Below are 13,527 nucleotides of genomic sequence, written 5' to 3'. Positions count from 1 at the left end.
CAGAATGAACGCCTTCTGAGCGTCCGAAAACTGCGACGCTTTCATCGTCTTCTGGTCCCTTTCCCAGCCAGGAAAATGCACCGGAAAACTCTAACCAAAATTGGTCCAGTTTGAAGGGTTCAGATCAGCATCAGCCGCAACTTTCTACCAGCGCCGTCGCTTATCCGATCCGACGACCATGTCTATTTTGTGGGGGAGAACGGTGTTGCCGGTGGTCATGTTGGCGATCGGTGCTTGTACGTTCGCAGGCCTGTCCACGTTTCAAAGCATATATGCCGAAACGCGCGGACTCTCACCGAATGTCTTCTTTCTGACATTCACCGTCACGACTGTCACATTGCGATTCTCCGTCGCGGGTATGATCGGTAAGTTGCCGCTTGGGCGCCTAGCACTCACCCTCTTCGTGACGACACTGATTGGGATCGGACTTTTGGTTTTGAACCCGGGAAGCGAGCTGCTGTACGTCGTCGCCACCGTTCTCTTTGCGATAGGCTACGGTCTCACTTATTCGACCTTGAATGCGATGGTGGTGAACCTCGCTGGCGAACGTGGTCTGTCAATCTCAACGGCCTCCCAAGTCTTTACACTCGCTTATTTTCGTGGGTTCGTTCGAATTCCCGTATCTCGGTGGCACATTAATTGCTGTTTATGGCATCGACGTTGCCATGCTCGTGATGGCGGGTCTGGTCGCTCTCAACATCGCAATCGCCAGTCAGACATTGTGGAGGGCGGTGTAGGAGACAGACGTCCTTCGATAATGATTTCCGTATCGCTGCCCACGTGCCCGCCCAACCAAAGGAAGTGTGTTTATGCAAGTGCTGGATCTCATCGGTATAGGCATCGGACCCTTTAATCTTAGTCTTGCAGCACTCGCGTGTCCGACGCCGCTGCGCACTGCCTTTTTCGAAAAGGAAAGCGGCTTCGATTGGCATCCTGGGCTGCTGCTGCCCAACAGTCGCCTGCAGGTATCTCCGCTGAAGGACTGTGTGACACTTGCAGATCCGACCAGTCCGTTTTCGTTTCTCAACTACCTCGCGGTGCATGGACGGCTGTACAGCTTCGTAAACCGGTGCGACGCGACCACGTCGCGAAGAGAGTTCACACAGTATTTCCAATGGGTTGCGCATCAGTTGCCACAACTCCGGTTTGGGGAGGAGGTTACCGACGTAACCAGATTAGACGAGGGTTACCGCGTGACGACGACTCGAGATCACTACCATGCACGCTCAGTTGCGATTGGCGTCGGTGTCGTTGCAACAATTCCCGAATGCGCCAAACCTTGGCTGGGCGAGAAGGTCTACCATGTGGCGAGCTATCTGGATCGGCCACAAATCGACATCGGTGAACGCGTATTAGTCGTTGGTGGGGGGCAGAGCGGTGCGGAGGTTGTTGAACACCTATTGGGCAGTCCGGGTATCGGTAAAATTACATGGGTGACGTCACGCGGGAACCTGTTCACGAGGGATGACAGCTCTTTTATCAACGTGTCATACACGCCGTCTTACAGCCAGCGCTTTCATTCGCTGCCACTTAAAAAACGTCGCACTATTGTCGACGACGAAAAACTCACCAGTGACGGCATTTCAGCAGAATTGAGCAACCGCATTTACGAAACTATCTATCACCGCAGCGCGACTGGCAATATTGACGATGTCATTCAACTGCTACCCGCAGTCGTCATGAAGGAGTTGTCTCCTCATGCGGACGGTTGGCACGCGCTGTTGGCTTCGCACGGCACCTGTCAGCGACCGACTGTAGTGGCTGATCGGGTCGTACTCGCCACCGGTTTCGAGCCTCGCCCGCTAGCGTTTATCGATCGCCTATTGGCTTCCGCTTCTATGGAAGGCGGTCTGCCGGTCGTGAAGGACGATTACTCCGTTCAATTCGAGGACAACGCCCCCGGCCAGGTATATCTGCAAAACCGATCCCCAGTCCAAAGTGGCTTGCAGAGTGTGAATCTATCGCTCGTCGCCTACCGAAACGGTCGCATCATCAATAGCCTGCTTCGGCGTGAATACTATCTGAACGTCCCAGATCGGCCGATCCTTGGGTGCCTAGGTTTACTTCCCGCTCAAGAGACACAAAACGCAAGATAACACTCCAGTGCAGTGCAGCTCGGGGCGCCTGCTCACGACGCAGCTTTACCAGGCGGCTTTAAATCTAAAAAGGAGTTACACATGTTAACCAAAGAACAAAAATCAACATGGGATGACGTTGGATACATTAGGATTGAGTCATTTCTCGATCTAGAAAGCCGAGATAAACTTTCAGCTCTTGTGGCTGATGTTTCGTGCTGGGAGACAAGTGAAGACAAATGGCTGATATGGTTCGAAAAAACAACTGACGGTAGGAGGATCATTTCGAAGGTCGAGAACTTCCTCGAATTTAACGCCCCCCTGCGTGATTTACTGCTGGCTGACCACCGTATCGAGTCGATCGTCGAAGAGTTACTGGGGGAAAATGCCCGCATGCTCAAAGAGTTGCTGATCTTTAAGTACTCCGACAGCGGCGGCTATCGCCCGCATCAGGACATCTACCATATCCCACATAAGCTACCAGACCGGATGGTGCACGCGATTGTTGCAATAGGCATCGACGATTCCGGCCCAGACAACGGAGGGCTTTTCTTCAGCCCCGGGAACCACAAAAAGGGCGTGTTCCCAATGGACGCCGGCGGCGTAATGTACCCCGAGGTCGCGGACAGGCTGGCCTGGGAGCCCGTAACGTGGAAGGCCGGTGACATTTTCATCTTTGACGACTATGCCCCACATTACTCAAAGCCCAACAAAAGTGAAAATTCTCGAAGGGTGATTTATCTCGTGTTCCAGCGTGCCTCAACTGGTGGGCCAACGAGGGCCGAATACAACAAACTGAAACGCGCCTACAACCCTCCCGAGGGCAAGGTCTCCAACATCGACGAGCTCAAGCCGCCGAACGGCATTTTCTATCGCGATTGAAGGCAGAGGACAGAGGCAAACATGTATACGAAACAGATCGACCGCTCAATCATGCGCCAGGAGTATGGCGTTCTGGTGTGCCGGTTACTTGAGCATCTACCGCAGGCAGTCGCAACGGCTTTCGGCACATCGATTGTGGAGGTGGTACCTGGCGATGCGGTCGATCTTCATTCGCACCCAGAGCACGAACTCTGGGTATTGATCTCGGGCAGCGGCGTGTTTCAATCCGATGGAGAAACCTCCGCAGTCAGTGGGGACACGATGGTCTATATAGCGCCGCACCAAAAACACGCGATCAAAAATAGCAGCCCTCAAACCAGCTTAAAGTTCCTTTCGATATGGTGGGATTGAATTGAGAGCAAACCAACATACTTTTTTTGCCTGCTCGGCGCCGCCGTGCCCGAACGGCAAGCTGCATCTTGGGCATATAGGTGGCGTGTACCTTCTCGCCGACGTGTTCGTACGCTACCACCGCATGGTAGGCAACGCGGCCTATCACGTGACAGGTGCGGACGAACATGGCACTTACACGCTGGTGAAAGCCCGAAAGCTTGGCAGGCCGGTTGATGACGTCGCACACATGCACATTGAAGAAATTCTGCAGTGTCTGCGGTCAGTTGATATTGAACCGGACGTATTTGTAAGGACTTCAAGCGAAGACCACAAAGACCGCAGCTTGGCGATCTACGACCAACTAAGAGCGTCCGGCTACGTTGAGCTGCGCGACGGAGAGCAACTGTATTGCGGGACGTGCGAAGAGTTCGCCGCAGACTCACTCGCGGTCGGAGAGTGTCCAGCTTGTAACGCGCCAACAGATAGTAACCTTTGCGAAGATTGCGGCTCGGCGCTGCAACACAATCTACTACGCAACCCGATTCACACGACATGCGGCCAGAGCCTTATCTTGCGCCCGATTCGACAGGTTCATTTTGAGCTTGAAAAATTTGCTCCGGGGCTCGATCACGCCATTGAGGCGAGCGGATGGCCGGAATCCATAAAGCGCAAAGAACTTGACTGGCTACGGTCAAAACTGATGGCATTGCCGATGTCGCGGCATTTCGACCGTGGTGTGACTTTGAACTACCCGGTGGAGAGGCCAAACTTTAATGACTTGGTTTGAAGGATTGTGGTGCTATGAGACAGGAATCGAACGCCTCTGCAAGCAAAATGGCGCAGATCTCGATGACACTATGCGCAACGCGAGCACGAGACTCGTATTCTTCATGGGTCAGGATAACCGGTTTTATTACACGATCGGCGTTACTGCTAGTTTGTTCTCGCGCGGTTATGCGATTCCATACAACCATGCAATTCAGGACTTTTATAAGCTCGAAGGCGCGAAATTTTCTACTAGCCGTGACCACGCTGTGTGGGCTGACGAGGTGGCAGCAGATATCGACACGAACGTGCTGCGCTACTATTTGGCTAGCCTCGCCAAGCCATTTGGCGCAAACGACAACGATTTTCTGATCGAGGGGCTGCTTCAGACCGCGGCTAGAATTCGTGCTTTCGAAACGGCTTTGCGCAAGTACGCCGGATGTAACGAGACGCTGACGGCCGACAAGCTGACAGTCGAGCAGAACCACAATGTTAAACGATATTCCGAAGCGGTGCAGGACTTGCGCGTCTGGGATGCCATGGACGCCATAGACGCCTTTTTCGACGTTGCGTCTTTTTCAAGGGCAGATACCTCAGTCAGCGCAGCGGAAGTTTCCGTATTTCTAAGCCTTCTTAATCCTGTGACCCCGATGCTTGCGGCGCGGTATGGTGCTTTCTTTTTCGGAGCCGGATGGCGGCCGGGGCTCGATGGCGGCACTATCCGGCCAAGCACCGGCTTACGCAAACCGGTTGATTTCCCATTGTTTAGCGACCCGATTCCGGAAGCCTTCATAGAGGCTTATGAAAGACGATTTAGGCAAGTCCGGCCGAATTCTTAGCTTTTAATGACGGCAACCGCTTTGACGATCCCGAGGCGAGTAACGCGGACGCCGACCGGATGACGGCATCTCGATAGCGGAGAACGCAAGGCGGCAGTCGGGCGACCTACTTCGTTCCGAAAGGCCCACGACGGCTTTCTGGCGTGCGACGGCGTCGCGCTTGGCGGCGGGCCTTTCTATTTTTTTAAGGAGCTCGGGAAGTGGGGCCGTATCCAGGATCTGCTCGGCGAGCAGTCTCTTCAGTGTGGCGTTCTCTTCCTCAAGCGCCTTCAGGCGCGTTGATCTTTTCATCACAAATTACTGGCACGCCACCAATATCTTGAACATGCTTCCAAACAGAAGGAGCCCGCCAGTCGATAGCCAGCGTACGGCAAAGCCTCTCCGGTATCGCGATATGATGAACCTACTTCCGCCCATCCGTTCACTAGCATTTCATGTCGCTCGGTGACGCCGCTCCACATCGCCTATTGCTAAGGTGCCATTCGATATTTAAAGTGGATTATCTGCAACTATAACGTCTATCGTAACTATGCGGCCTACTTAATTGATCACCAAACTAACCTAAGCCTTTTTGACGAACCTTCATTGGATCTATGCTGGAAGGTTCTGTACTGGAAAAATCGATTGTTTGGATATAAAATATCCGTTGTTTGGATGTGACTAAAGATGCGTTTCAAGGGCCTTGATCTAAACCTGCTCGTTGCATTGGATGCGCTCACGACCGAGCGCAACCTAACGGCTGCCGCACGTAGTATCAATCTAAGTCAACCAGCAATGAGTGCCGCCATTGGTAGGCTTCGGGACTATTTCCGCGACGAATTGTTTACAATGAATGGTCGAGAACTTCGGCTGACGCCCCGTGCCGAAGGACTTGCCTCGGCAGTGCGTGAAACTCTCTTGCAGGTACAATGCTCAATCATCTCTTGGGAGCCGTTTAACCCGTCGAAGTCTGACAGATGCTTTAGAATAGTTCTGTCCGATTTCATGATGCTGATATACTTCAATAAAATCATTGAGCGAGTTGCTCGAGAAGCGCCCGCAGTCAGCTTTGAGTTGCTGCCTTTGGATAGTGATCCGTACGAGATGCTTAGCCGCGGTGACGTCGACTTCCTCATCGTGCCTGAATTTTTTCTCTCGGGCGCACACCCGAGCGCAAAACTGTTCACAGAGAAGTTTGTATGTGTAGCCTGTTCGACAAATGTGGACCTACCTTCAGCGCTGACGATCGAGCAATATGTCTCCACGGGACACGTCGCTGCCGCGTTTGGGCGCTTTTTGAAGCCATCGGTCGAGGGCTGGTTCTTGCTCGAGAATGGTATTCAGAGGCGGGTGGAGGTCGTCGTGCAAGGGTTTAGCTTAATACCACCAGTCCTGCGTGGCACGAACCGCATAGCTAACCTACCGCTTCGCTTAGTCGAGCATTACGAAAGTACTTTCCCTTTGCGGATCATCAACCTTCCGTTACCGCTCCCCGTCTTCACAGAAGCTGTTCAATGGCCAGCGCTCCATAATGCCGATCCAGGGAGCATCTGGTTCAGGGAGATATTGGTTGAGGAAGCTTCCCGTATGATGTCCTCCAACGCACCTAAAATACATGGGTTGCTACAACAATCCGGTTCCTGACCAAGGTTCCTGCTTGAGTAAGATCCGCCCGAGCCCGAATAAGTTCAACAGCCACCAAAGAGGCTTTTCAAAGGTATCCATCCGGGGAAGGCCGCTGACCTTGCCCCCAAGTTTTATCCAGTTTTGAGTTCGCTCCGACGGTTTTGGGTTGCTGTATTTGCGGCGGTAGCGGCGGGTTGCGGTGCGGAGCAATTGTGGTCCCCCAGCACCCTTCGATTTGCCGCCGAAGGTGCTAGACAGCACGTCGCGCAATCGTCCGAAGGGCGGCCGATCGGCGACGGGCGTAGCGCTCAGCTTCGTCGATAAAATGGCCTGCGGGTCACTCACAGGTGGTGCCGTCTTCAGCTAATCGGCCGCGTCGCGGGTCGTCGCTCCCAATGCAGCCCAGCTTCCTAGGTTTCAGGATGGTCACGGCAATCGCGCTGCCTCCTGAACCATTATATCTCGCATCCAGATATTTGCCGGATCTTTGTCGTGAAGTACCGGCCATTGGACTGCCTCGGTGAATGTCGGCAGCGCTATCGGGGGCGCAGTCATCCGCAATGGTATCGTGTCCTCAAAAAGCCCAACTAGTCGGAACGGAACGGTTGCGATGCGATCGGTGCCCATTAGGGCGGCGGGGATCATGCTAAAGCTTGAAACAACGACTTCGACCCGCCTCTTGAGGCCATGCTCCTGCAAGAAGCAATCTTCTATGGTAGGCTGCTGCGTCCGACCGAACCTAACTACCGCGTGCCCCATTGAAGAATACTCCTCGGCAGTAAGGGCTTCCTCAAGTTGTTTGTTATTACTGCAGCCGACGCAAGTCAGTCGTTCCTGAAATAGATCTATCTTAGGGTGCGCGCTCGACATGAATAGCGGTGGGCTAATAAGGAAGTCTACGTCGCCGCGTCGCAAAAGCTCGTCTGGATTGTCAGTAAGAGGCAGCAAGTCAAAACTAATGCCGGGTGCTTCCCGCGCAAGACGCTCCAGTATCTTCTGAAAAAGAACAACTGTAACGAAATCGCATAAGCTTACTCGGAAATGACGATCTGATTGATCAGGAGTAAATTTATCCCAGGGTATGATATTGAGCCGAATATGCTGTAAAGCCTCACGAATCGCAGGCGCGAGGTCTTCCGCACGCGGAGTTGGAACGAACTCACGACCACGCATCGTAAATAGTTCATCGCGGAAATAGGAGCGGAGCCGGCGGACAGCTGCACTCATTGCGGGCTGGCTCAGATTAATGCTACGTGCCGCCGCAGTAAGGTTGCGCTCAATCATTAGTGCATCGAGCGCGACAAGGAGATTTAGATCGAGGCCCTTAAATCGCATATCTTTTAACTATCCAATAGTGCAGCCCATTCCACAATGGCTGTTCCTACGGCGATGGCTGAATTCGCCTTGACGCTCCTCAATCGATTTGAGGGCGCGGCCACAGAGACTTAATCTCTGTGATCGGAAAGCAACCTGAGGCCAGTCCAGATTAAGCCATAACTCCAGAGTGAACGCTCGTTGCAGTGTAATAGGAAGCCTCCAATGGCAAATCACCAAACGCCAGCTGGCAAAGAAGATAATTAGCACCTGCTTCCTCGACATGATCGAGAAGATCTTGCCTAACTGAAGCAGCAGTACCAACTACGCACAACTGACAGTCTACTGCTGCATCAAAATCCGGCGGGAGGTTCTGAGGAGTCTGTATCCCGTTAATCTCGTACAGAAACCTAAAGCTCCGAAGCCACCGTTGATAAGCCGGGGCCGCGAGCGAAATGGCATGCTTCGTCGTGCTGCCGGCCACCACCATTCGGACCAACCCAAGGAACGGCGCCCGTTTCCTGTCCCCGGCGGTACGTCTCTCGTGTGCTCGGTAGGCATCAGTGATCTGGCGAACAGCAGAAGCAGGGCCCCCGCAGGCAAGATTTGTATCGTTCTCAGCCGCCCAGCGCGCAACCTCAGGACGACTGGTTGTAATCCATGTCGGAGGCTGAGGACGTTGATGTGGCCGCAACATCAACGGGACTTTGTCTAGTTCAAAGTGGTCGCCTTTGTAGGAAAGAGCCTGAGCTCCTTCCTTCATCGCTTGGATGACGATCTCGCTGGCTTCGAGATAGCGCGATGTCGCCACCTCCTCATCAATACCGAAAAAGCTCCATTCGATTGGTAAGGAGCCGCGCCCCATGCCCAACTCGAGCCTGCCACCGCTCAGATGATCCAGCATGCAAATTTCTTCAAACGCACGTAACGGATGATAAAGGTTCAACAGCATAACCAAAGGACCGAGACGAAGATGCTGCGTGCGCTGAGCTACGCTTGCTAGAAATAGATTCGGCGAAGGTCCTCTGCCGTGGGGAGTACAGTGGTGCTCTGCGACGTGATATCCATAAAAGCCAAGGCGATCGCAGACCTCTGCCAACTTCATCCGATCTTCATACTGGCGCCCAATCTCCCTTCCGTCTTCGTCCAAATGGTCGAAGATACCAACCATCAGCTTTGCGGGAAGAGAGTTTGTCATTTAAATGTCTCCAAGTTTGGCGGCGAATTTTCGGTGACCAAGACCGGAGGGTGGCCCCGATGTCTTTCGCCAGGAATCATCGAAAAGCTGCTGGTTCTAAAAAACGATGCTGACGCCGATGAGCTAATCATAATGCTCACGTTGAAATGACATTGAATCATTCGTATTCATGTATGACTTCGCGGTGGGTAACACCCCATCTCGCATACCCACAGCTCCGTTCACTTTTGAGAAGCCAAGGATTGGCAAGATCGGATAGTGGTTGTTCAGCTTTTGTGGCGACCCAAATGTGTTAAAGCTGGTATTCGGTTTAATGCGACGAGGCTCCTGCAGTAGGCGAAGAAAGGACCCAGAGCTATGTCTCGGCGCTTGATTGGCAGACGAGAGCGCCTTCTGCAGTTCCACGTTGGCCATGTTCGTCTCCATTTACCGGCCAGGTCTGTGACCTTGCCCTCGGCTGCTCTCGGTGGAGCAACATCATGGGGTCCCCAATTCATAATCGAGGTGTTTAATAACATCCCATGGCTTCGTAAAATTGATTGTTTGTATGGCATTGATCCACCAGGTGAATAACCAGGAATCTTCACCGTCAAAGGGTTGCTGATCGAACTAGCATACGGTCGACCCAGGCGAGATCACGGCCCCTTCCGAAGGTGGAAGGATCAGGAGCCAGTGCGGTTTTGGCCGCAGCGCAACAGCGCCGATACCAGAAATAGATGTGACGCAGTTGGCTTCCGCGTCTTTCGTGCACGCTGTTGTATGTCCTTAACATTCCCCATCTTAACTTCATAGGATCACAGGTTTTACGATAGGGAAATTGCTCTCAACCCTTCAAACTGGACCAATTTTGGTTAGAGTTTTCCGGTGCATTTTCCTGGCTGGGAAAAGGAACGGAACACGATGAAGGCATCGCAGTTTTCGGACGCTCAGAAGGCGTTCATTTTGAAGCAGGGTGATGAGGGCGTCTCGATCGCGGAGATTTGTCGCAAGGCGGGGATCAGTCAGACGACTTACTTCAACTGGAAGAAAAAGTACGCCGGCATGTTGCCGCCAGAGATGAAGAGGCGCAAGCAGCTTGAGGACGGGAATTCGCGATTGAAGAAGATCGTCGCGGATCTGACGTTGGACCGTGAGATGCTGCAGGACGCCATCCGCCGAAAGCTCTAAGGCCTGAGGGGTAGCGGGAGGTGGTGTCATGTGCCGCGATTGGGCGATCTCGATCCGGCGTGCCTGTGGCGCGTTGAACTTCGATCGGTCGACCGATCACTACATCTCTCGCCGCGCCGAGGCCGGTCTAGACCTGTGAGCGCGGGTGCGCTACGGCTATCGTCGCGTGCATGTGCTTTTGGAACGCGAGGGTTGGGGCACCAACATCAAGCGAACCTATCGCATTTACAGGGACTTGGGACTGCAGCTGCGGAATAAGACTCGGAAGCGCCGTGTTAAGGCGAAACTTCGCGAGGATCGGCAAATGGCTGTCGGACCAAATGACGTGTGGGCGATGGACTTCGTGCACGACCAGCTCGCAACCGGAAAGAAACTGCGGGTCCTGACGGTGGTCGCCACCTTCTCACGCTATGTTCCCGCGCTTGATCCGCCTCACAGCTATCGAGGTGAAGATGTCGTGCAGACGTTGGGACGGGTGTGACGATTTTCGTTATAGTGCGCACTATGAGTCCGATTACGCAACATACGTATTGAACCCTCATTCTCTAATCGAGGCGCCGTTACGTGGAACCGCATTTCCTTTCCCGAAGAAATAACCTACCTCACGGCATCTCTATGAAAGGTGACGAGGCGTTAGGTTTGACTGGCCCGTCCACGCGTCTGTAACGGCTGCCCGATCTTCCAAAGCATGCTTGTGTCGATCTCAAGCTCGACTCCAACCTTGCCCGCACCTGTGACTACGGTAGGATAAGAAAAAAGGGCGGTGTCGATCAGTACAGCGATCTTCTGGAGACCGAATGGTGATACGCTTCCTGACGGGTAGCCGAAGAGATCGAGTACCTGTTCTTTCTGAGCAAGCTCGGCTCGTTTCCATCCATACGTGCCAGCAACCGCTTTCATGTCAATCTTTGAAGGTGATGGCAGCAAAACGGCACAAAGGTGGCGCGCAGGATGAGACCGGCGCATCACATCGTTCGCTTTCTGCTCGGCAATAATCATCGTCTTTGCAACGCGCCCCACGGGAACGCCGATAGCGGAGGCTAAATCGGAAGGAGATGTAATAGGGGTGGCGAACTCACTATAGCGCCACAATCGTACCGTCGACGCTCCGATCTGGTGCAGTTCAGCAAGTACGTTCGGATGAACGTCCAACATAGTCGTTTCCTTCCGGTTCACCTGGTAGGACGATCGAGGATAGCTGTTTCAGCGACTGCGAGTACAGCCCTCTTGCGAGTAAGTTTCAGGCGGTTCGCTCCAAAAGCTGCCTAATGCGGCGGCGACCCTCGTTCCCAAAAATACTGAAGTAAGCCTCCAGGCACTTATCGCTATCGAGCATGAAAGGAGCATCATATTTGGTGATATGCCGAATAGCCAAGGCTGGAACCGTTGTGTCGAGCGGTCGAAACATCCTGTTGTGCAAACCGGGCTCCGGGCAACCTGGATAAAATTCACCGATCATGAAACCTTCCTGAATGAAGTCGGGCTTCAGCCGTTTTTGCAGTTGACCAATCCTGATAATCTCTCCTTCATCCTGTATTCCAGGAAGGGCAATGATAATGGCCTTATAGATCCAGTCGCCCGTTCGATCGTTGAAGGACTTTACGGGTTTCATCTGGCTGAAGACGGCGAGCATACGCGCCAAATCGTTTTCGATTTCGTCAACTGCAACAGCTTGCGACGCGGCAACCCGTAAAAGCCCCTTCGTCAGAGCCTCGGGAACGAAAGGGCAAACGCTCCCGTCCCGACCTAAATGAGGATGTGGATTGGAGAGGAATTCTGAGGCATACCGAGCAAATTTCTGAAGAGCTGCGTTTGCATACTCATCATAGGCGTTGTATCCCGCATCAATATTCTTTTCCAGAATTTCGCCCACTGTCATCAATGGACCAATCGTCCCGAAAGGTTGGCTGTAATCTTTCCAAATTTCTTTATTCATTTCGGATCCCTGGTTCGAAAAGCCACGTGCAAAACGGAAGGTCGGGCTCTTGCATGCCAGCTCGGGCGGCGGGCGAGCTGGTCGGGGGCCAATCAAGAGACCGACCTTCCATCGGAAGCGAAGCTCCCGAATTTTTGGTAGCACTCGTAGTTACACTTGTGTAACTGTTTTTTTAAATGGATGTGAAAACAAGAGCGGGGGCTCGTGCACGATGAAGGTTAGTCTCACGACCGCCCGCAAATTCTTATATTCGTCGTAGTTATGAAGACATACATATGATAAATGTCGCCGCGATGGGATCCGGTAACAGGCTTTGGGTGAAAACAGAACGACCCATTGCGCAGAGGCGTGGCCGTGGCGAAGACAACACGAAGAGAAATATATACGCCAGAACAGATCGACGTCGGCGTAAAGCATAAGCTTGAGAAAATTGACTCGTTTTTGTCAGATCTCGTTAGCGAAAATTCCGAAGAAAAACTATTCCTGAGGAATATTCTTGGATTGATGCTTAAAGTATATCATATGGACGCCAATAACAAACCCATGACGAAGATGCAGGCGTGTCGCTATCTGCCTTTCAAAAACCAGACTGTTTGCCAAAAGTATGTCGAGGCAGCGCATTTGCGTGGGTTCATCGACATCACTCGGGATAAAACGGACAAACGGCGTCTGATTGTTGTTCCAAAGGAGCCGTTGGTTGTCTATGTCAATGAATATATAGCTGACTTCCTTGATGACTGCCGTAGAGCGATTGACAGTGCCGCTCAAGTAGCTACGCTTCCTGAGGAAGGGATGGCAACGGCAAGTTCTTCATCTATTGATAAATCGCCAGCGTCTTCTGGGGCACCTGTGGGTTCCTCTCAAAAGAGAGTCGATCGAAAAGCCAGGAAATTTTAGCGAGTTTTATTGTGGGAAAGCAAAAGTAAGAAGCCGGTCTCGCGCGCGTTTATCCTTTCATCAATCAAATGTTTCCTCCGTAAACAAGCTTCATCGAGGTAACCCGCTTCGCTTAACCGGCCTGACGGCCGGTGCAGGCGCTGCTAGGGGGAGCGGCTGTATCGTCGTTTCGGCCAAGAAACTGCGCGGGAAGTTCGGCGGCATCCTCAGCCTTATCACCTTGGCATTTACGCTATCTTTTTAGGCGAGGCGGAAACCGCTGACGCGGTCCTCCATCTCTTGGTCGAGACAGTGTGACCTGCCACTGAATTTTCATCCGGCGTCTGACCTGCCACTGAGAATTTCTGAACCGCTCCCAAACGTTGGACCACCGGATGCTAGAGTTTTCGGGCTTCATTCAGGGAGGCGGGCTGGTTGCGCCTCCCGAATTCACCAACGAGATCGGCACCTTGTTGCCGATCGCACCATGAGGTCTTTCCTCATTGTAGTATCTACGCCAATCCTCCATCTTTTCGC

At 52.9% G+C, this 13,527-nt stretch carries 11 protein-coding genes and 3 pseudogenes; 7 read left to right on the top strand and 7 right to left on the bottom strand.

Going from position 1 to position 13,527, the window contains the following annotated elements:
- Positions 1-809: 809 nt before the first annotated feature.
- From EFQ99_RS34350 to EFQ99_RS36240, 4 genes and pseudogenes are all read left to right on the top strand, one after another.
- The gene (locus tag EFQ99_RS34350; RefSeq protein WP_010009012.1) at positions 810-2,096 is read left to right on the top strand and encodes a lysine N(6)-hydroxylase/L-ornithine N(5)-oxygenase family protein; all 1,287 of its coding nucleotides are present in this window, start codon (positions 810-812) and stop codon (positions 2,094-2,096) included.
- Between the two features lie 81 nt (positions 2,097-2,177).
- Positions 2,178-2,957, top strand: a complete 780-nt coding sequence (locus EFQ99_RS34345; protein WP_010018321.1) for a phytanoyl-CoA dioxygenase family protein — start codon at positions 2,178-2,180, stop codon at positions 2,955-2,957.
- Positions 2,958-2,978: 21 nt separating this feature from the next.
- On the top strand, positions 2,979-3,308 hold the full coding sequence (locus EFQ99_RS34340; protein ID WP_004677772.1) for a cupin domain-containing protein: 330 nt from the start codon (positions 2,979-2,981) through the stop codon (positions 3,306-3,308).
- Between the two features lies 1 nt (position 3,309).
- Positions 3,310-4,894: pseudogene (locus EFQ99_RS36240) on the top strand (class I tRNA ligase family protein).
- 111 nt (positions 4,895-5,005) lie between these two features.
- Here the strand turns inward: EFQ99_RS36240 and EFQ99_RS34330 are convergent.
- A pseudogene (locus EFQ99_RS34330) lies at positions 5,006-5,173 on the bottom strand (IS3 family transposase); the annotation flags it as partial.
- Positions 5,174-5,560: 387 nt separating this feature from the next.
- Between EFQ99_RS34330 and nodD2 the strand changes: the two are divergent.
- Positions 5,561-6,517 carry a transcriptional regulator NodD2 gene (gene nodD2, locus EFQ99_RS34325; protein WP_004677768.1) on the top strand — a complete coding sequence of 319 codons (957 nt, stop codon included), beginning with the start codon at positions 5,561-5,563 and terminating at the stop codon, positions 6,515-6,517.
- Here nodD2 and EFQ99_RS35325 read toward each other — a convergent pair.
- From EFQ99_RS35325 to EFQ99_RS34315, 3 genes are all read right to left on the bottom strand, one after another.
- Complete coding sequence (locus EFQ99_RS35325) at positions 6,497-6,844, bottom strand: hypothetical protein (RefSeq protein WP_012489591.1); 348 nt, start codon at positions 6,842-6,844, stop codon at positions 6,497-6,499. The genes nodD2 and EFQ99_RS35325 overlap by 21 nt on opposite strands.
- An 81-nt stretch (positions 6,845-6,925) precedes the next feature.
- Positions 6,926-7,834, bottom strand: coding sequence for a transcriptional regulator NodD3 (gene nodD3 / locus EFQ99_RS34320; protein WP_097603699.1), 909 nt, complete (start codon positions 7,832-7,834; stop codon positions 6,926-6,928).
- A gap of 151 nt (positions 7,835-7,985) precedes the next feature.
- Entirely contained in the window at positions 7,986-9,011 is a 1,026-nt protein-coding gene (locus EFQ99_RS34315) for an LLM class flavin-dependent oxidoreductase (protein WP_012489592.1), read from the bottom strand.
- 900 nt (positions 9,012-9,911) lie between these two features.
- Here EFQ99_RS34315 and EFQ99_RS34310 point away from each other — a divergent pair.
- Positions 9,912-10,656 (top strand): annotated as a pseudogene (locus EFQ99_RS34310) (transposase); the annotation flags it as partial.
- A 155-nt stretch (positions 10,657-10,811) separates the two neighbouring features.
- On the opposite strand, the gene EFQ99_RS34305 reads toward EFQ99_RS34310, so the two are convergent.
- Together EFQ99_RS34305 and EFQ99_RS34300 are read right to left on the bottom strand one after the other, a co-directional pair.
- Positions 10,812-11,333 (bottom strand): aminoacyl-tRNA deacylase, encoded by a 522-nt coding sequence (locus tag EFQ99_RS34305; RefSeq protein WP_004677747.1) that lies wholly within the window; start codon positions 11,331-11,333, stop codon positions 10,812-10,814.
- A gap of 85 nt (positions 11,334-11,418) precedes the next feature.
- On the bottom strand, positions 11,419-12,114 hold the full coding sequence (locus EFQ99_RS34300) for a DUF6875 domain-containing protein (RefSeq protein WP_004677746.1): 696 nt from the start codon (positions 12,112-12,114) through the stop codon (positions 11,419-11,421).
- A 354-nt stretch (positions 12,115-12,468) separates the two neighbouring features.
- On the opposite strand from EFQ99_RS34300, the gene EFQ99_RS35320 reads away from it, so the two are divergent.
- Entirely contained in the window at positions 12,469-13,011 is a 543-nt protein-coding gene (locus EFQ99_RS35320; protein ID WP_012489593.1) for a hypothetical protein, read from the top strand.
- A 397-nt stretch (positions 13,012-13,408) separates the two neighbouring features.
- Here EFQ99_RS35320 and EFQ99_RS34290 read toward each other — a convergent pair.
- The coding region (locus EFQ99_RS34290) for an integrase core domain-containing protein (protein ID WP_148669430.1) at positions 13,409-13,527 on the bottom strand (119 nt) is incomplete at its 5' end.

The organism is Rhizobium vallis (assembly GCF_003985155.1).
GTDB classification, from domain to species: Bacteria; Pseudomonadota; Alphaproteobacteria; order Rhizobiales; family Rhizobiaceae; genus Rhizobium; species Rhizobium vallis.
This window is presented reverse-complemented; position numbering and strand designations above follow the sequence as displayed.